The sequence below is a fragment of the Paraburkholderia lacunae genome (genome assembly GCF_003353175.1).
In the GTDB taxonomy this organism is placed as follows: domain Bacteria; phylum Pseudomonadota; class Gammaproteobacteria; order Burkholderiales; family Burkholderiaceae; genus Paraburkholderia; species Paraburkholderia lacunae.
The window spans coordinates 46,170-63,708 of sequence record NZ_QHKS01000022.1; the positions used below are offsets into that span (position 1 = coordinate 46,170).

General features: G+C 62.6%; 17 protein-coding genes and 1 pseudogene. 6 read left to right on the plus strand and 12 right to left on the minus strand.

Annotated elements, in window-relative coordinates; translation table 11 throughout:
- Nucleotides 1-3 precede the first annotated feature (3 nt).
- The 3 genes from DLM46_RS27870 to DLM46_RS27880 are packed head-to-tail and all read right to left on the minus strand — an operon-like array spanning nt 4 to nt 3,129.
- Entirely contained in the window at nt 4-426 is a 423-nt protein-coding gene (locus tag DLM46_RS27870) for an arsenate reductase/protein-tyrosine-phosphatase family protein (protein ID WP_115105887.1), read from the minus strand.
- A 14-nt stretch (nt 427-440) separates the two neighbouring features.
- Nucleotides 441-1,670, minus strand: coding sequence for a polysaccharide biosynthesis/export family protein (locus tag DLM46_RS27875; protein ID WP_165848073.1), 1,230 nt, complete (start codon nt 1,668-1,670; stop codon nt 441-443).
- Nucleotides 1,671-1,713: 43 nt separating this feature from the next.
- A complete protein-coding gene (locus tag DLM46_RS27880) occupies nt 1,714-3,129 on the minus strand; it encodes an undecaprenyl-phosphate glucose phosphotransferase (RefSeq protein ID WP_115105683.1) in 1,416 nt (471 codons plus the stop codon).
- A 460-nt stretch (nt 3,130-3,589) separates the two neighbouring features.
- Here DLM46_RS27880 and DLM46_RS27885 point away from each other — a divergent pair, with 460 nt between their 5' ends.
- Nucleotides 3,590-4,567 carry a 2-dehydropantoate 2-reductase gene (locus tag DLM46_RS27885; RefSeq protein ID WP_115105686.1) on the plus strand — a complete coding sequence of 326 codons (978 nt, stop codon included), beginning with the start codon at nt 3,590-3,592 and terminating at the stop codon, nt 4,565-4,567.
- Between the two features lie 115 nt (nt 4,568-4,682).
- On the opposite strand, the gene DLM46_RS27890 is transcribed toward DLM46_RS27885, so the two are convergent.
- The 3 genes from DLM46_RS27890 to oxlT form a co-directional block, all read right to left on the minus strand.
- Complete coding sequence (locus DLM46_RS27890) at nt 4,683-6,134, minus strand: aldehyde dehydrogenase family protein (protein ID WP_115105689.1); 1,452 nt, start codon at nt 6,132-6,134, stop codon at nt 4,683-4,685.
- A 71-nt stretch (nt 6,135-6,205) separates the two neighbouring features.
- Entirely contained in the window at nt 6,206-7,189 is a 984-nt protein-coding gene (locus DLM46_RS27895) for a LysR family transcriptional regulator (protein ID WP_115105691.1), read from the minus strand.
- 30 nt (nt 7,190-7,219) lie between these two features.
- Complete coding sequence (gene oxlT, locus DLM46_RS27900) at nt 7,220-8,563, minus strand: oxalate/formate MFS antiporter (protein WP_115105694.1); 1,344 nt, start codon at nt 8,561-8,563, stop codon at nt 7,220-7,222.
- A gap of 369 nt (nt 8,564-8,932) precedes the next feature.
- Here oxlT and DLM46_RS27905 point away from each other — a divergent pair, with 369 nt between their 5' ends.
- Nucleotides 8,933-9,880, plus strand: coding sequence for a LysR family transcriptional regulator (locus DLM46_RS27905; RefSeq protein WP_115105696.1), 948 nt, complete (start codon nt 8,933-8,935; stop codon nt 9,878-9,880).
- 108 nt (nt 9,881-9,988) lie between these two features.
- On the plus strand, nt 9,989-10,303 hold the full coding sequence (locus DLM46_RS27910; protein ID WP_115105699.1) for an HAD family hydrolase: 315 nt from the start codon (nt 9,989-9,991) through the stop codon (nt 10,301-10,303).
- Between the two features lie 53 nt (nt 10,304-10,356).
- Here DLM46_RS27910 and DLM46_RS27915 read toward each other — a convergent pair whose 3' ends face one another.
- From DLM46_RS27915 to DLM46_RS39650, 4 genes are all read right to left on the minus strand, one after another.
- Nucleotides 10,357-11,280 (minus strand): NAD(P)(+) transhydrogenase (Re/Si-specific) subunit beta, encoded by a 924-nt coding sequence (locus DLM46_RS27915; protein ID WP_115105701.1) that lies wholly within the window; start codon nt 11,278-11,280, stop codon nt 10,357-10,359.
- Nucleotides 11,281-11,337: 57 nt separating this feature from the next.
- Entirely contained in the window at nt 11,338-12,156 is an 819-nt protein-coding gene (locus DLM46_RS27920; protein ID WP_115105704.1) for a fumarylacetoacetate hydrolase family protein, read from the minus strand.
- A 100-nt stretch (nt 12,157-12,256) separates the two neighbouring features.
- A complete protein-coding gene (frc, locus tag DLM46_RS27925; RefSeq protein WP_115105706.1) occupies nt 12,257-13,504 on the minus strand; it encodes a formyl-CoA transferase in 1,248 nt (415 codons plus the stop codon).
- A 24-nt stretch (nt 13,505-13,528) separates the two neighbouring features.
- Nucleotides 13,529-13,669, minus strand: a complete 141-nt coding sequence (locus DLM46_RS39650; RefSeq protein WP_165848069.1) for a hypothetical protein — start codon at nt 13,667-13,669, stop codon at nt 13,529-13,531.
- 358 nt (nt 13,670-14,027) lie between these two features.
- Here DLM46_RS39650 and sucC point away from each other — a divergent pair, with 358 nt between their 5' ends.
- Nucleotides 14,028-15,236 carry an ADP-forming succinate--CoA ligase subunit beta gene (gene sucC / locus DLM46_RS27935; protein WP_115105711.1) on the plus strand — a complete coding sequence of 403 codons (1,209 nt, stop codon included), beginning with the start codon at nt 14,028-14,030 and terminating at the stop codon, nt 15,234-15,236.
- Nucleotide 15,237: 1 nt separating this feature from the next.
- Entirely contained in the window at nt 15,238-16,113 is an 876-nt protein-coding gene (gene sucD, locus DLM46_RS27940) for a succinate--CoA ligase subunit alpha (RefSeq protein ID WP_115105714.1), read from the plus strand.
- Here sucD and DLM46_RS27945 read toward each other — a convergent pair.
- Both DLM46_RS27945 and DLM46_RS27950 read right to left on the minus strand, forming a co-directional pair.
- Nucleotides 16,110-16,829, minus strand: coding sequence for a GntR family transcriptional regulator (locus DLM46_RS27945; protein WP_115105716.1), 720 nt, complete (start codon nt 16,827-16,829; stop codon nt 16,110-16,112). The genes sucD and DLM46_RS27945 overlap by 4 nt on opposite strands.
- Entirely contained in the window at nt 16,807-17,031 is a 225-nt protein-coding gene (locus tag DLM46_RS27950; protein WP_115105719.1) for a hypothetical protein, read from the minus strand. Before DLM46_RS27950 ends, DLM46_RS27945 begins: the two co-directional genes overlap by 23 nt.
- A 140-nt stretch (nt 17,032-17,171) precedes the next feature.
- On the opposite strand from DLM46_RS27950, the pseudogene DLM46_RS27955 reads away from it, so the two are divergent.
- A pseudogene (locus DLM46_RS27955) lies at nt 17,172-17,351 on the plus strand (shikimate transporter); the annotation flags it as partial.
- Between the last annotated feature and the right edge of the window lie 188 nt (nt 17,352-17,539).

Consider the following 17,539-nt stretch of genomic DNA (forward strand, 5'->3'; position numbering starts at 1 on the left):
GATTCAGTGCTGCAGTCCCGCAATGGCGCCAAGCCAGCGCTGCACGCCTTGCTCGATCTGCGTCAGCGCCAGTTCAAAAATGAATCGGCCGCGCTGATACGGGTCGACTACGTCAAGTTGGTCGTGCTCGCGGATCCGGTACACCTTGCCTCGTGCGAACGGGTACGCGCGTTCGATCAGCGCGCGCTGCGCCCGTGTCATGGTCAGGATCAGTTGCGCGCCGTGCACCTGCGCCGCGCTCAATGCCGTGGACACATGCGGGCGCAGGTCGACACCGCGCGCGTCCATCAGCTCCACCGCGAGCGGATCGGCGCCATAACCGACGAGCGCGCGCGTGCCGGCGGAACGCGCGGCCACCTGCGGCAGCGCTTTGGCGAGCAGCGCAGCTGCCACGGGACTGCGACAAATATTGCCCTCGCACACCATCAGGACCGGCCCGCTCACCGCGTCACCACCGCAGCGGTCAGACCCGCGTTGATCGCCGGCAACAACTGGCCAAGAACCCGACTGAAGCGTGCCAGCCCGGTGCTATCTACGTACACAATGTCCTTCGGCTGAAGCTCGAACTGATTGGCGAGCACCATCGACACCGGCGAGCTGCCATCTAGATGAAACACCTGCGCGCGCTTGTTCTCGCCGCCGCGAATCACGTACATCTGCGCCGCATTAGCCGTGTTCACATTGACGCTGCCGGCTTGCGACAGCGCGTCGTTCAACGTGAGCTTCCCTGACTTCAACGGCACCGCCGTGGTTGGACGGTTGATCTCGCCCATCACGAACACGCCGTTTTCGTCACGCGAAACGACCCGCAGCAGATCGCCGTCTTTCAGCAGCAGCTTCGCCGGCCCTTGCTTGCCGAGAAGCATCTGCGGCAGATCCAGCGGATACGCAACGCCTTCGCGCACCAACTCCATGCGGCTCTGATCCGCGGCCGGCGTGAATCCGCCGGCGCGGGTGATCGCTTCGTACAGCGTCATCGGGATGTCGTTGATCGGCTGCACGCCAGGCGCGTGCACTTCGCCGTCGATGTACACCTTCTTCGAGCGAAACGACGCAACGCGCACCGTGACCTGCGGCTCGCGAAACACCCTGACGAGCCGGCGCGCGAGCTGCGCCTGCACTTCGTCGACGCGCATCCCGGCAACGTTCAGATTGCCCGCATAGGGGAACGCGATCGTGCCGTTCTGCTCGACCACGAAGCCGCTCGGTGCATCGGCGGGCCGAACCTGCGCCTGGCCCTGCGCACCCTGCGCGGCAGCCAGTTCCGGATGGTCCCAGACCGTGATCTGCAGAACGTCGCCGGCGCCGAGGGTGTAGGCCTCGGGCGTGCCGAACAGGCGTGGTTCGACGGCAGCGCTGTGTGCGGCTTCTTCCTTCAGCTTGCGGATCAGGGCGACGTCGATGTCGCTGATCGGCACCGGGAGTGGCTCGGCCTGCGCGGCTGGCTCACCGTCCGCGGCGGCACGCTTGCTGGCGCTGGCGCCCCGCACCGGCGCGTCGGACGCCTGCATGTCCCGTACCGGCATGTCCGCTACAGATAGAGCCGACGGATTGCTCATGTGCATACCGGGCGCAAACGCGCATGCGGACAGCAAAACTGCCGACACGACCACGGCAGCCGTGAGAGACCTGTGCAGCCCGTTCGTCCGGGCACAAAGTGCTACTGACATCCTGTTCAACCTGTGTTGTAAGCGTACCGCGCGCGGCACCCGCTCAGTAAGCGTTCCGATGGACAAATCCCTTGACCACCGTCGCGAAAACGATGCGCATATCCAGCCCGAACGACCAGTTGCGCAGGTAATAGAGGTCGTGTTCGACGCGACCCTGCATCTTCTCGATCCGATCGGTCTCACCGCGAAATCCGTTCACCTGCGCCCAGCCCGTGATGCCAGGCTTGATGCGGTAGCGGTGGATATAACCGTCGACGACGCTGCGGTACTGATCGTCATGTTCGATTGCATGCGGGCGAGGCCCCACTACCGACATCTCTCCACGCAACACGTTGAGGAACTGCGGCAACTCGTCGAGACTCGTGCGACGCAGGAAAGCACCCACACGCGTGATGCGCGGATCGTTGCGCGTGGCTTGATGGACCACGCCGTCACGCTCGGCGTGCACGCGCATCGAACGGAACTTGTAGATGCGAAACACGCGGCCGTCCGCACCTTTGCGCCGCTGCGTGAAGAGCACCGGCCCCTTTGACGACAGCTTGATGGCCGCAGCGATCGCGAGCATCACCGGCGACAACGCGAGCAACGCCACGGCAGCAAACAGCCGGTCGAAAATCGCTTTCTGGAGCAGCGCGTGCGGGGTCATGGGCGAGGCCATCAAATTGATCGCCGGCGCGCCGATCAGATCGACGACGTTGCCGTCGAACATCGCGAGACTGCGTACGTCGGGAATGAAACGCAAATTGACGAGGTCGCCGCTGAATTCCTCGATGAGGCGCAACACCATGTTCTCTTCGGACATCGGCAGCGCGAGCCAGACCTCCTCGATCTGTTCGCGGCGCACCCAGTTCGCAAATTCGCGCAGACGCCCGAACGACGGCAAACCCGGCAAATCGGACTCGGCACCCGGCTGCGTATTGAACGTAACCACCGCCCGAAAGCCCGCGCTTGGCGAACCCAGGATGTTGGCGATCACCTTGTCGCGATGCGCACCCGCGCCCACCACCGCAACCAGGCGCAGATTGCGTCCCGCGCGCCTCAGCCGCCCGAGCACCGCATGCACCAGCACGCGCGACGCGACGAGTCCCAGAGCGGTGAGCGCGGTCCAACTCACGCACCAGAGCCGCGACACCGACGCGGTGCGGTGGAGCAGGAACATCAACGCAAGGCCGCAGCCCTGCACAACGATCCAGCCGATCACGATGTTGATGCTCAAACGCCACTTCGAGCGGCCTCGCCACGAGCGATATACGCCGAACCATGGCAAAAGCAGAATCGCGAACGCCATATCGAACGCCACGAAAGCGCCTTCGATAATCGAATACCCCGTGTCTGCCATGAACAGGAGCGACGCCAGAGCCGCGCCGAGCGCGATCAGCATGACGTCGAGCAGGCGCGCGAGCACGCTCTCGATATCCGTGGAATTCCCGCCAGCGGTTTGACGCATCACCGTGTGCATAGCGCTGAGCCGGGCGTCGGACCACGCCGAAGCGTCGAACCTCCACCCCCAACGACACGTTGCTCGCGAGCCGTAGCAACCCGCAAACACACGACGCGATCGTTCAAATCAACCTTCGACTTCATGGCATCACTCCCAAGAATCCGTTCGCAATGCCTCTCAAATGCATTACTTCAGCGAAGGCGCATTCTCCTCTTGCTCACGTCGTTCTCGATTGAGAAGTTTCTTATTCGATTGCCGTATTCGTCTGACCAACCGCCCTGCTTTCCGATTGAATCCGATATCTCATGAACCACGTTCAGTGGCATTCATTCCATAACCAATCCCTAATGCATCGCCCGAGAAACTTTAACTATCCGCAATCGATCCGCGCCCGTATTCTCGAACAGTGACCCGCCGCCATCGCACGGCCATGCGCGGCAACGGGCAAACGGCTTCTCATAGTCACAGGGGCGACATCATGAAAATCTGTATCTTCGGAGCGGGAGCGATTGGCGGTTTGATGGGCGTGCAGCTGGCCCGCGCGGGCGCGGACGTGAGTTTCATCGCGCGCGGCGCGCATCTGGCGGCGATGCGCGAACACGGCGCGCGCTTGCAGATGGACGGCGACACGTTCAGCGCGCCGGTGCGCTGCACGTCCGACCCGCGCGAACTCGGCGTGCAGGACTTCGTGATCGTCACGCTGAAAGCGCACTCGCTGCCCGGCGTGGTCGATGCAATGCAGCCGCTGCTCGGCAAACATACGGCTATCGTCACGGGCGTCAACGGCATTCCTTACTGGTACTTCTATCAGCATGGCGGCAAATTCGCCGGCACCCGTCTTGCCAGCATCGATCCGGACGGCAGCCAATGGGCGAAGCTCGGCCCCGAACGCGCGATCGGCTGCGTGCTCTATCCCGCAGCGGAGATCGTCGAACCCGGCGTCATCAAGCATGTGTACGGCAAGAAATTCCCGATCGGCGAACCGAGCGGCGAACGCACGCCGCGCATTCAACAGTTGCACGAGATCATGCAGGCGGCAGGTTTCGATGCACCGATCCGCGACAATATCCGCGATGAAATCTGGCTCAAGCTGTGGGGCAACCTCTGCTTCAACCCGATCAGCGCGTTGACGCACGCCACGCTCGACGTGCTCACCAGTGACCCCGGCACGCGCGCTGTATCACGCACGATGATGCTGGAGGCCAAGCGCATCGCGGATCAATTCGGCGTGCACTTTCGCGTCGATGTGGAAAAACGGATCGACGGTGCGGGTGCGGTCGGCGCGCACAAGACTTCGACGCTGGTCGATCTGGAGAACCGCCGTCCGATGGAGATCGACCCGTTGCTGACGGTGGTGCAGGAAATGGGCCGCATTGTCGCCGAACCGACGCCGACCATCGACGTCGTGCTCGCATTGGTGAAGCTGCGCGAGCGGATGGCATTGCAGGGCGATTGAGAACCCGCGCTGCCCGGTCGACACGCGGGACACGCTGGTTAAGCGAACCGGCGAGGCAAACCGGGCAAACGGAACGAGGATCGAACGCGAGGCGTTCGATCCTTTTTTAACGTCGTTATTGATCGATCGCGAGCCAGACCGACTTCGGCTCGGTGAAGTTTTCAATGGCGACGTCGCCGTGCTCGCGGCCGAAACCCGAGTCGCCGGAGCCGCCCCACGGCAAGCGCACGTCGGTATAGCCGTAAGTGTTGATCCACACCGTCCCCGCCCGCAAATCGCGCGCGACACGATGCACCCGGCCAATATCCGCGCTCCATACGCCCGCAGCGAGGCTGTACAGCGTACCGTTGGCCATTCGCACCGCATCGGCTTCGTCGTTGAAGCGGATCACGCTGGCCACCGGCCCGAAGATCTCCTCCTGCGAAATGCGCATTTCGTGCCCGACGTTGGCGAACACAGTCGGCTCGACGAAGAAGCCGCGCTCGCCCACCCGCGCGCCGCCGGTCACGAGCGACGCTCCTTCGGCCCGGCCCGTTTCGACATAACCGAGCACGGTCTTCATCTGCGCGGCGGAGATGAGCGGCCCCATCGACGTCTCGCGCGCCGCCGGATCGCCGACCTTGATCGACTTCGCGCGCGCCGCCAGGCGCTCGACCACTTCGTCGTATACGTCGCGATGCGCGAGAATGCGCGAACCCGCCGAACACACCTGCCCGGTGTTGAAGAAAATCCCCGACGCCGCCGCCCGGACCGCATTGTCGAGATTCGCATCCGGAAAGATCAGGTTGGCCGACTTGCCGCCGAGCTCCAGCGTCACGCGCTTGAAGTTGCTGGCCGCGCCTTGCAGAATGCCGCGCCCCACCGACGGCGAACCGGTAAAAGTCACCTTGTCGACGCCCGGATGCGCGACCAGCGCATCGCCGACCACCCGCCCCTTGCCGGTGACGATATTCAGTACTCCCGGCGGCAAGCCCGCTTCGAGCGCGAGTTCGCCGATACGCAGCGCGGTGAGCGGCGTGATCTCCGCGGGTTTGACGATCAGCGTGCAGCCGCACGCGAGCGCGGGTGCGATCTTCCACATGCCGATCATCAGCGGAAAATTCCATGGCACGATCGCCGCGACCACGCCGACCGGTTCGCGCAGCGTGTAGGTCAGCGCATCGGAGCGTACCGGCACCACCTGCCCGTTGATCTTGTCGCACCAGCCTGCGTAGTATTCGAGCGTATCGATCGCCGCCGGAATGTCCTGGCGCATCACCGCGGAGATCGGCTTGCCGGCGTCGAGGCTTTCGAGCACGGCGAGTTCATCCAGATTCGCGCGCATCAGACCGGCCAGGCGGGTGAGAATTCGGCCGCGTTCGGCTGCGCGTAGCGCGTTCCATACTTTCAGCGCGGCGCGCGCCGCATGCACTGCGGTATCGACATCGGCCACGCTGCCTTGCGCGACCAATGCGATCGGCTCTTCGGTGGCCGGGTTGATGTCGACGGAATATTCGCCGGTGCCGGGCGGCAAGCGCTTGCCGTCGATCAGCAAATCGTGGCGCCTGAGGTCGGTTTCAGTTTCCATCATGAAGCTCCTTGCGTGAGATGTAGCGTGGACTGACTGGCAGCGGATCCGCTGCGGCCAGCGCTGTGGGCTTAAGGTTCGTGCAGTACCGTGCTGCCGGCCGACGCGACCGCCCGCGCGAATCCATGCATGGCGGACGGCGCGGCGCCGGCGGCGCTCGAAGGAGCGCCCGCGGGCATGGCGAACTGCGCCCAGGCCGCAGCGGCATTGGGTCTGAGAGAACGATTGCGACGCTGCACCAGCAGCGTCGACAGATTCATTTCGGGAACCAGTGGCCGGCTAACCAGCGGCGCATGAAGCGCGGGCCAATGGGCGTCGATCGGCAAGACGCCGATGCCGAGGCCCAGTTCGATCATGCGCAGCACGGCCGCCACATGGCCGAGTTCCTGCACCGGCCGCCGTTTCAGGCCATGCGCGCCGAACGCCAGAGCGAGCGCGGCGCGCACGCCCGTGTCGGCATTCAAGGTGACGAGCGCCCACTCCTGCAACGCGCTCCAGACGACGTTGGCGTGCCGCGCAAGCGGATGCGTGTGCGGCATGACCGCATGCAGCGGCGTCGTGAAGATCGCTTGCGCGTGCAACAGATCGCCGGCCAGCGGCTCGGCCACCGATACCACGCCGAAGTCGACTTCGCCTTGCTCGACGCTCGCGAGCACGCCGCTTTGCGGTTGATCCCTGACGGACACGATCAGCTCGGGAAAAGCCGCGGCACAACGCGCAAGACCGTCCGCCACCCAACCCGACGACAACACCGGATTGCTCGCCAGCACCACTACGCCCGTGTGTCCGCAGTACGCAGCACGCTCCTCGCGCAGCGTCAGCTCGATTTCGTCCAGCAAGCGGCCGATGCGCCGTTCCAGACTCGCGCCCGCATTAGTCAGTTCTACCTGGCGCGTGGTGCGGTCGAACAGTTTCAGCTCGACAGCGTCTTCGAGTTCGCGCACGCAGCGGCTCACCGCCGATTGCGTCAGATCGAATTCGCGGGCCGCGCGCGTAAAGCTCCGTTCCCGCGCGACGGCGACGAACACCTTGAGCTGCTGCAACGAAACGTTCATGAAGTCGCTGCCGGGTGCGGATTATTCGCCCTATTCACCCGTCTGCCCGGGCCAATGACTGAGCTGCGAACTCTTGCTGCCGGCAGCGACCAGCACGCCTTGAGGCTGCTCGTTGCTCGATTCGATCCAGCGCGAGCGCATTGGCGCGAGAATGAACTTCGCCGAAATGCCCGCGGCGATCGTCACGGCCGCGGAGACGACAAAGACGAGATTCCAGCCGCCTGTGGCCGACAGCACCGAAGCGATCGGCACCAGCAGCGAAGCCGTGCCCTTCGCGGTGTACAGGGTGCCTGCATTGGCCGCCGCATATTTGCTGCCGAACGTATCGGCGCAGATCGCGGGAAAGATCGAGAAAATTTCCCCCCAGAACAGGAAGATCAGCGCGGCGAAGGTCATGAACGCATACGGGTTGGTGCCGTACTGCATCAGTCCGAGCAATGCGAGGCCCTCGCCGATGAAGATCACGAACATCGTGTTTTCGCGGCCGAGCTTGTCGGAGATGAAGCCGCACAGCGGACGTGTAAAACCGTTGCAGATATTGTCGATCGAGAGAGTTGCGGTGAGCAGCGGCAAGGTCATGCCGAATATCGTCATCGGAATGCGCGCGAGGCCCCAGTCTTTCGCGATCGGGCCGATTTGCGCGGTCGCCATCAAGCCGCCCGCCGCCACCGCGACGAACGACACGTAGATCACCCAGAACACCGGTGTCCTGATCATCTGGCCAGGCGTGTAATCGACCTTGGTCACCGCGAATTTCCTCTTGGGCGCAGCGGCCTGGCGCAAATTCGGCTTCTTCAGCATCAGCGCAAGCAGGAGAATGCTTACACCTTGCAGGATGCCGAAAAAGAGAAACGTGTGCTCGTAGCCCGAGCGCGTAATCATGTTGGCGATTGGAATGACCGTCACTGCCGCGCCGGCGCCGAAGCCCGCGGCAGTCAGGCCCGCGGCAAGACCGCGGCGATCGGGAAACCACTTCAGCGCGTTGCCGACACACGTGCCGTACACCCCGCCCGCGCCGATCCCCGCGATGACCGCCGACACATACAGCATCGGCAAGGTCGTCGCATACGAATTGATGACCCATGCGAGACCGGCACATACGGCGCCGCCGGCGACGACCGGACGCGGCCCGAACTTGTCGACCAGCCAGCCCTCGACCGGCACGAGCCAGGTTTCAGTCAGGATGAAGATAGCGAAAGCGAGTTGAATCGATGCTTCGCCCCAGTGATGCCTTGTGTTCATCGGCGTGACGAACAACGTCCATGCGTATTGCAGATTGGCCACCAACGCCATGCACATCATGCCGATGACGAGTTGCCACCAACGGTTCGCCCAGAATACGCGGGCCGTGGTCTGCTGAGTAATTTCGTCCATGAGCCTTGTCTCCGCTATCTATTTGGTGCAGCCAGCCAAAACGCCACGCTGTATGCACTCCACCTTATGGTTATGATCCGAAAAGCCTTGCCGTCCGGGCATATTTAATATTTTTCCTCTAATTCTTTTCTTTAAAGACAGACTTGCTGAATTCGCAATTTTCCCAGCCGCTATTTAATCTGATCAATTACGAATCGGTGTCCCATCCGCAACTGGCCGCCCGTTCAGCCATGCCCTGAAACCAAGCGTTAACCCGGATCCGAAGTTCTCAATTCCGCTTTCTTATAAGACTCATGCTAGGGTCAATGCTGAATTACTAATAATTAAAGTTTGTTATTATGTGGATTCACGTTTGCTTATACATCGACCATGACGATGCGCAATGCGACCCTGCGGCAACTGAAGGTTTTCGAAACGGTGGCGCGCCATCTGAGCTTCTCGCGCGCGGCGGAAGAATTGCATCTGACGCAGCCCGCCGTCTCCACCCAGGTCCGGCAACTCGAGGAACACGCGGGGCTGCCGCTGTTCGAACAGCTGGGCAAAAAAATCTATCTGACGCCGGCCGGCACCGAGATGCTCCACTACAGCCGCGCGATCATCCAGCAGTTCCACGAAGTCGACGAAGCGATGGGCCAGCTCAAGGGCGTCTCCGGCGGCAAGCTGAACGTCGCGGTGATCAGCGCCGGCGACTACTTCTTTCCGCGCTTGCTGGCCGAATTCACACGACGCTACTCGGGTGTAGTGCTGAACCTTGCGGTGCACAATCGCGAGGAATTGCTGCATCAACTCGCCACCAATCAGACGGACCTCGCGGTAATGGTGCGCCCGCCGCACGAAACCGACGCGACCAACGAACCGTTCGCGCCGCACCCTTATGTGATCGTGGCGGCGCCCACGCACCCGCTCGCGAACAAGCGCAACATCAAGATGAACCAGTTGGGCAACGAGGCTTTTATCGTGCGCGAACGCGGCTCGGACACGTGGAATTCGATGGAAGAAGGCTTCGCCGGCCGGCTCACCAATCTGAACATCGCGATGGAGATCAAGAGCACGGAGACGATCAAGCAGGCCGTGATCGCCGGCATGGGCATCGCGTTCCTGTCCGCGCATACCATCAGCCTCGAATTGCAGCTCGGCCATCTCGTCGTGCTCGACGTCGAGGGTTTTCCCGTCATGCTCAACTGGTATGTCGTGCATCGGAAGAACAAGCGCCTGCCGCCGGTTGCCGTCGCCTTCAAACGTTTCCTGATGGAGGAAGGCGCGAACCTGATCGAGCAGATCACACGCGTAAGGGAATTGAGCGTTTATAAGCAGTAGGCTATGGAAATCCAATAAAACTTTGACTATTGCAAGTTGATCGGCACTTCTATGCTGCAGGTGAGTTCGCCACCCCGTTCTCACACCTGTCAGCCCAGGAGGCCGATCATGGATCACGCTTCGATTGTGTCCCATGCCAGCACGCGCACTGCACGCGTTGCCGTGGACAATCCCGACGATGCCCACTTGAGCGCTTACAACGCCGCGTTCAGCGACCTTGGCTTGCGGTTCCGCTGGGACCGCGACACGTTCGACGTCCTCAAGGAATTCAACTGCGAAGCTGCGCGCATCACCGCGTACATCGAGCGGTTCCATGCGCATCTTCACCGGGCATACGAGGCCGACTTTCTCGCGCAACTGATCCTGCAAAAGAAAGTCCAGTACTACAACCAGTTCGCTCCGGCTGGCGGCGAACTGCTCTGACTCGTGCTCCGACTCGCCATCCGCTCTGCTTGCCGTTCGACGCGTCGGAACATTCATGCTTGACCGCGCGTCGCGCGCCGAGTCGAGCGGTAGCGTGCACAGGCGCGCTGATACCGGTGTTCATAACTGCCGTTACGCCGGCTACGGCCGTGCCGGTATGCGCCCGTGCGCGCCATGCCCCGCGGCGATGTCTCGCGCAGCGTCCACATTGGCTCGTCGCCGTCATGCCATTCGATACGCGCGAGCAGGCCCGGACGCGCCAATACTAATCCGTGGCAACGTCCCGCGAATCCATGAGCGTCGGCGCCATGACCGTTGGAATATTCCCGGCTCAGCATCAGATGTGCGCCTAACGCTGCGGCCAGCACACTCATCGCGAACAGCGCGGCGAGTCCGAACGGTTCGGCCTGTTCAGTGACAAAGCCGTAGCCGAGCCATCCACACAACACCAGCGCCAGCAGATTGACGGAGTGGTGGCTTGGACGCGCCGGCGCGTCCGCGTCCTTCGCTTCCAGCAGCCCGGTCAGTTTGCAAAAGACGATCGCCGACGTCGCGAAAATCAGTGCGCCGATGAATATCGCCGCATATAGTTCGATGCGCTCGACATTGGCCAGCGCCGCGGATGACGGCGCCGACGTCACATAACGCGCAAACCCGCCGGCCATCGCGGCGATCCCCGCGCTGCTGCCGAGCAGGGCAACGAGCCGGGGCCTCCGCGTCAGATCGCGCCGCCGCACGAGCCACGCGCCGAGCGCGGCGCCCGCCAGCCCAGCCGTCACCACGCCGCCGCTCGCGCCGACGCCGGCCGCGAGCAGCCCGGCGAGCGCGGCAGCCAATGCACCTGCGTGCCAATACGGCCGGCGGCGAGAACGCCGTGCAAGCGGCAATTGCCCGATAGCGGCAAGCACCGCCGCCAGCACAGCGGCCAGCAAGAAACCGGCTCCCATCCACACGGTACTGTCAGACGCTAGCAGCATGCGTGCTCCTCCGTGTTGCGATGCAACGGCGTTGGGCCGAACCCGATTCGCTTCAATTCAGGCGGTCGTTGCAGTGACCAACGCCGCAGCCGACGCCGCCACCTCGCACGCGGCGATCAATGTATTGCTGAGCGTGCCGATCCCGTCGATCGTGATCGTCACCGTCGAGCCATCCTTGATCGAGCCGACGCCAACCGAGGTGCCGCATGCGATCACATCGCCGGGTTCGAGCGTCAGGTCCTGCGAAATCATGCTGACCTGCTCGGCCGGCGAAAAAACCATATCGGCGAGCGGATAGTTCTGCCGCTCGACACCGTCGAGCATCGTCACGAGATGCGCTTTGCGCCAGTCGAAACCCGAGACGATCGCGGGTCCGATACAACAGAACGTATCGAAGCCCTTCGCACGGCACCATTGCGGAAAGTGTGGATTCTCGTTCAGCAGATCGGCCGCGGTTACGTCGTTGACGAGCGTGTAGCCGAAGATCGCTTCGGCGGCCTGTTCGACGCTCGCATCGCGGCAGCGCCGCCCGATTACGATGCCGAGTTCGCCCTCGTAGGCAATCTTGCCCGCGTAGCTGATCGGGCGCCGGATCGGTTCGCCCGAGCCGATCACCGACCCTGCCGGCTTCAGCAAGAACAGCGGATGCGCCGGCACCGGTTTGTCGAGCTTCGCGGCCAACGCGTGAAAGTTGTTCCAGAGCGCAACGATCTTGCCAGGGGCGCAAGGCGCAAGCGGCGTCAGCGCACGGGTCGACAGCACGGCGCCGGTCGGCACCGGCCGATTGAGGCTCTCATACTCATGCAGATAACCGCCCTCGACCTGGCCGAACACACTGCCGCCGTCGCCCGACATGAACCGCATCCACGTATCCATACTTCGCTCCTTGAGCGTTTTTGACGCGATCTTCCCTGCCTTCGAGTGCTGCCCGGAAAAAACGCGCCGTCACCTGTTTGATGTTTCAAATCAGGCGCGATTAAATCGCGCCTGCCGTGCGCAATGCGCTGATCTGTTCGGGCGTATAGCCGAGTTCGGCCATGACCTCGTCAGTGTGTTCGCCGAGCAGAGGCGAACGCGTGACTTCGGTTGGGCTATCGGACAGTTTGATAGGATTACCGACCGTCAGATATTTGCCGCGCAACGGATGATCGACTTCGACGATCGTGCCGGTCTTGCGCAGCGACGGCTCTTCCGCGATCTCCTTCATCGACAGAATCGGGCCGCACGGAATGTCGTACTTGTTGAGAATGCCCATGGCCTCGAACTTGGTCTTGGTCATGGTCCAGCGCTCGATCTCCGCGAAGATATCCTTCAGATGCGGCAAACGTGCGGCGGGCGTCGCGTAGTCGGGATCGGTGGCCCACTCTTCCTTACCGATCACGTTGCAGATTTTCGCCCACACCGGCGCCTGGGTGATGAAGTAGATATACGCATTCGGGTCCGTTTCCCAGCCCTTGCACTTCAGAATCCAGCCCGGCTGACCGCCACCCGATGCGTTGCCCGCGCGCGGCACGGCTTCACCGAACTTCCCGTTCGGATATTGCGGGTATTCCTTCATGACGCCGGTGCGTTCGAGTCGTTGCTGATCGCGCAACTTCACGCGGCACAGGTTGAGCACGCCGTCCTGCATCGCGGCGAGTACACGCTGGCCGCGACCGGTGCTTGTGCGCTGATACAACGCCGTGACGATGCCGAGCGCCAGATGCAAGCCGGTGCCGCTGTCGCCGATCTGCGCACCGCTCACCACCGGCGGACCGTCGTCGAAGCCGGTGGTCGAAGCCGCGCCGCCCGCACATTGCGCGACGTTCTCGTAGACCTTGCAGTCTTCGTAGGGACCTGGGCCGAAGCCCTTCACCGATGCGACGATCATCCGCGGATTCAACTCCTGAATCCGCTCCCACGTGAAGCCCATCCGGTCCAGCGCGCCCGGTGCGAAATTCTCCACCAGCACGTCGCATGTCTGGATCAGCGCTTCGAGCACCTGTTTGCCTTGCGGGTTTTTCGTATCGATCGTGACCGAGCGCTTGTTGTGATTGAGCATCGTGAAGTACAAGCTGTCCACCTCGGGAATATCGCGCAGTTGCTCACGCGTGATATCGCCCGCGCCGGCCCGCTCCACCTTGATCACATCCGCGCCGAACCACGCGAGCAACTGCGTGCAGGTCGGCCCCGATTGCACGTGCGTGAAATCGAGAATGCGCACACCGTCGAGTGCTTTGCCCATGTCGTGTCTCCTGAAGTGTGCGTGTTACCTGTACTTGGTCTGATTCTTCGTGCCCGGCGCATGTTCACGCGGGTCGACCCAGATGTTCACCACCGCGCAGCGGCGCGAGTCCTCGGCCGTCGTGCTGCCCGCGGCGGAACTCAGGGATGAAACAACGGCAGACATGGTCGTCTCCTGGTCAATCGGTTGTGCGACGGTTATCGACGGATGCGGCCATTTCGATGACACCCGCCGCTGCGGGAGTCTGGCCGGCTTCGGTACATACGGTATGTGATATATCATATTCAATCAAGGTCGATTTCAAGATGTGTTTGCGTCTGGATTTCTGCTTTAAACCCGCTTCAAGTCTTATCCCGCCTGCGTCACAGCCAGAAACTGCCGTTCGTGAACCTCTGAACTGAGGGAAAACACCGACTCACGTTGTGTCTTGAAGCCGTTTGATATATCACATACCATATTTCACAGACCGTCAAGCGCGGTTTATCCCGCACCGCACGGTGCCACCCCACCCAGCGAGGAGACAGTGAACATTCACGAATATCAGGCGAAGGCGTTGTTGCGGGACTACGGCGTGGCGGTACCGAACGGCTGCGTCGCCTTCACGGCTCAGGAAGCCGAAGACGCCGCGACGCAACTCGGTGGCTCGGTGTGGGTCGTCAAATCGCAGATTCATGCAGGCGGGCGCGGCGCGGGCCGCTTCACCAACGATCTGACGGGCCCGGGCGGGGTGCGCGTGGTGAAGAGCGTGAGCGACGTGAGGCGCAATGCGGCGCAGATGCTCGCCTCGGTGCTGGTGACGAAGCAGACCGGCGCGGCGGGCCGCGAAGTAAAGCGCGTGTATATTGAGGAAGGCTGCGCGATCGAGCGCGAGCTGTATCTAGGCATGCTGATCGATCGCAACACGTCGCGCATCACGGTGATGGCGTCGACCGAAGGGGGCATGGAGATCGAGGAAGTCGCGGCGCACACGCCAGACAAAATCCTCAAGGTGGCGATCGATCCGGCTACCGGCCTGCAGTCTTTTCATGCGCGGCAAATCGCGTTCGGCCTCGGGCTGAGCGGCAAACAGGTGAGCGCGGCGGTGCGCTTGATCGTCGGCATGTACCGGGCGTTCGTGGAACTGGACGCGTCGATTGTCGAGATCAATCCGCTGGTGGTGACCACCGCCGGCGACGTGCTCGCGCTCGATGCGAAGATCAATTTCGACGACAACGCGCTCTTCCGCCATCCGTCGATCGAAGCGTTGCGCGACGAAGCCGAAGAAGACGCTGCCGAACTCGAAGCCGCGAAACACGGACTGAATTACGTGACGCTCGACGGCAACATCGGCTGCATGGTCAACGGCGCCGGACTCGCGATGGCCACCATGGACATCATCAAGCTCTATGGCGGCGAGCCTGCCAACTTCCTCGACGTAGGTGGCGGCGCAACCAGAGAACGCGTCGCGACCGCGTTCCGTCTGATCCTCGACGACCCGAAAGTCGAAGGCATTCTGGTCAACATTTTCGGCGGCATCATGCGTTGCGACGTGATCGCCGAAGGCGTGGTCGCCGCCGCGCGCGAAGTCGATTTGCGCGTGCCGCTGGTGGTGCGGCTGGAAGGCACCAACGTCGAACTCGGCAAGCAGATTCTGCGCGACTCCGGCTTGCCGATCCTATCCGCCGACCATCTCGCCGACGCCGCCGACAAAGTCGTCGCCGCCGTCGCGCGGTCACACACAGGAGTGCAATGACATGGCTGTTCTGATCGATCGCAACACCAGGGTCATCTGCCAGGGCTTCACGGGATCGCAAGGCAGCTTCCATTCCGAACAGGCGCTCGCGTACGGGACGCGCATGGTCGGCGGCGTGACACCGGGCAAAGGCGGCGCGCCGCATCTCGGCTTGCCGGTGTTCGATACGGTCGCGGAAGCGGTGGCGTGCACCGGCGCGGATGCCTCGGTGATCTACGTGCCGCCGCCGCTCGCCGCCGATGCGATTCTCGAAGCCGTCGATGCTCAAGTACCGTTAGTGGTGTGCATCACCGAAGGCATCCCCGTGGTCGATATGGTGCGCGTGAAGCGCGCGATCGCCGGCTCGCGCACGCGGCTGATCGGCCCGAACTGCCCCGGCGTGATCACGCCGGGGCAGTGCAAGATCGGCATCATGCCGGGACATATCCATCGCGCGGGCAAGATCGGCGTGGTGTCGCGCTCGGGCACGCTGACCTATGAGGCCGTCGCGCAAACCACCGCCGTGGGACTCGGACAGACCACCTGCATCGGCATCGGCGGCGATCCGGTGAACGGCACGAACTTCATCGATTGCCTCGAACTGTTTCTCGCCGACGACGACACCCACGGCATCATCATGATCGGCGAGATCGGCGGCTCCGCGGAAGAAGACGCCGCGCAGTTCCTCAAAGACGCGCGCTCGACGAAGCCGGTGGTCGGTTTCATCGCCGGCACCAGCGCGCCGCCGGGACGGCGGATGGGCCATGCGGGCGCGATCATTTCAGGCGGCAAGGGTACAGCGGGCGCGAAGATCGAAGCGATGCGCGCGGCGGGGATTCATGTCGCGCAGTCGCCCGCGGCATTGGGGGAGACAATGCTGGCGGCAATGCGGCGTTAATCCAGAAAATCGCAATTCGCTTCGACGAATGCCGCGAGATCGAGCGAGTGCTGACGCACGAGCCGCTCGGCCAATTCGGTATCGCGCTGCTCCAGCGCCTCGATGATGCGCAGGTGATCGACGATGGAACGCGACGCGCGGTCGCTCTGCGAAATGGTCATGCGGCGAATCGCCCGCACGTGGATAAAGATGTTCTTGATCGTGTCCAGGATGATCTGCGACTTCGACAACTCGACGATCGCCTGGTGAAACGCAATGTTGGCGTCCGAATATTCGGCGATGTGCTCGGCCGGCGTGGCGTCGCGGAAATGGTCGAACATGTGGCGCAGCCGGGCGATTTCCTCGTCTGTGGCGTGCAGCGTAGCGAGACGCGCCGCCATGCTTTCGAGCGCCGCCCACATCTGGATCATCTCGACGATTTCGCGTTTGCTCTTGCGCACGATATAGATGCCGCGGCGCGGCACCATGCGCAGAAAACCCTCCTGCTCGAGCAGCGTCATCGCCTCGCGCACCGGCGTGCGGCTCACGCCGAGCGACTCGCTCAGCACGCGTTCGTCGAGGCGAATCTCTTCGCGCGTCTGATAGATATCCGCGTCGGCAATGGCCTGGCGAAGCATCGCGTACGCCTGATCGCGCAAGCTCGCGCTTGCGCCGATCGGCTGCAGTGACAACGTCAACGGTGTGGACACTGCTTCAGTTTGAAGTTCTGACGACATTCATCGCCTCTTGTTGAACATGAGCACGGTACGGCGCCGCCGCTGCCAACCCACTACGTTGTTCGCCGAGGCCGATGAACCGGCCATGTTGCGCTGCAAGCTGCGCAACCGGCTGTGGGATCCAACGAGTCAGCAGAACGGTGGCGGCGGAGCCAAGACCAACGACAGCAACGGCAAGCAGCGAGAGAGGAACAAGTTCCATTTGTAACTCCGGATGATTGAGTGATGAGATGCCTCAATCATATGCTGCAACGCCGCATAAATCAATATTCTGTATGTAGTATATCAATCATTGTTGTTTTTAGGATTGCATCGTTACGGTAGCACGGGCGAGCCACGGACGGTTCACTGCCCGGCTGCCAGGTGGCGAGCGTGGTCGGTGGCGGCTTCACGCCGTTTATCGCGGTGGCGCTCGGCTGCTTTGCCGGTGGCTCGTGGCATCCGATGGCGGCTTATCTGGCGATCGGCTGTCTGATCTCGGTGCAGGCGGCAAAAATGAAGACCGGGCGCACGCTCGCCTGATTCTCGCCAGCATCTGTTACAGCGGGCCGGCGTGGCAAGGTTGCCACTGCCGGCCCGCTTTGTTTTTGGTGCAGGGATTCTCGTGACAGACATTTTCCTTTCGCCGCCTTACATTCTTGCCCGTTTCGGCCTTCCCTTTGCGTTCCACTCGGCGGCTCCCCCAGCGAATCCGCCACGTACAGCCGCAA

Coding starts and splice junctions, on each gene's coding strand:
- DLM46_RS27950 (WP_115105719.1), bottom strand. CDS start 17,031: ATGGAACTTGTTCCTCTCTCGCTGCTTGCCGTTGCTGTCGTTGGTCTT.
- DLM46_RS27945 (WP_115105716.1), bottom strand. CDS start 16,829: ATGTCGTCAGAACTTCAAACTGAAGCAGTGTCCACACCGTTGACGTTG.
- frc (WP_115105706.1), bottom strand. CDS start 13,504: ATGGGCAAAGCACTCGACGGTGTGCGCATTCTCGATTTCACGCACGTG.
- DLM46_RS27905 (WP_115105696.1), top strand. CDS start 8,933: ATGACGATGCGCAATGCGACCCTGCGGCAACTGAAGGTTTTCGAAACG.
- DLM46_RS27895 (WP_115105691.1), bottom strand. CDS start 7,189: ATGAACGTTTCGTTGCAGCAGCTCAAGGTGTTCGTCGCCGTCGCGCGG.
- oxlT (WP_115105694.1), bottom strand. CDS start 8,563: ATGGACGAAATTACTCAGCAGACCACGGCCCGCGTATTCTGGGCGAAC.
- DLM46_RS27920 (WP_115105704.1), bottom strand. CDS start 12,156: ATGGATACGTGGATGCGGTTCATGTCGGGCGACGGCGGCAGTGTGTTC.
- DLM46_RS27890 (WP_115105689.1), bottom strand. CDS start 6,134: ATGGAAACTGAAACCGACCTCAGGCGCCACGATTTGCTGATCGACGGC.
- sucD (WP_115105714.1), top strand. CDS start 15,238: ATGGCTGTTCTGATCGATCGCAACACCAGGGTCATCTGCCAGGGCTTC.
- DLM46_RS27870 (WP_115105887.1), bottom strand. CDS start 426: ATGGTGTGCGAGGGCAATATTTGTCGCAGTCCCGTGGCAGCTGCGCTG.
- DLM46_RS27885 (WP_115105686.1), top strand. CDS start 3,590: ATGAAAATCTGTATCTTCGGAGCGGGAGCGATTGGCGGTTTGATGGGC.
- DLM46_RS27875 (WP_165848073.1), bottom strand. CDS start 1,670: ATGTCAGTAGCACTTTGTGCCCGGACGAACGGGCTGCACAGGTCTCTC.
- DLM46_RS27915 (WP_115105701.1), bottom strand. CDS start 11,280: ATGCTGCTAGCGTCTGACAGTACCGTGTGGATGGGAGCCGGTTTCTTG.
- DLM46_RS27910 (WP_115105699.1), top strand. CDS start 9,989: ATGGATCACGCTTCGATTGTGTCCCATGCCAGCACGCGCACTGCACGC.
- DLM46_RS27880 (WP_115105683.1), bottom strand. CDS start 3,129: ATGCACACGGTGATGCGTCAAACCGCTGGCGGGAATTCCACGGATATC.
- DLM46_RS39650 (WP_165848069.1), bottom strand. CDS start 13,669: ATGTCTGCCGTTGTTTCATCCCTGAGTTCCGCCGCGGGCAGCACGACG.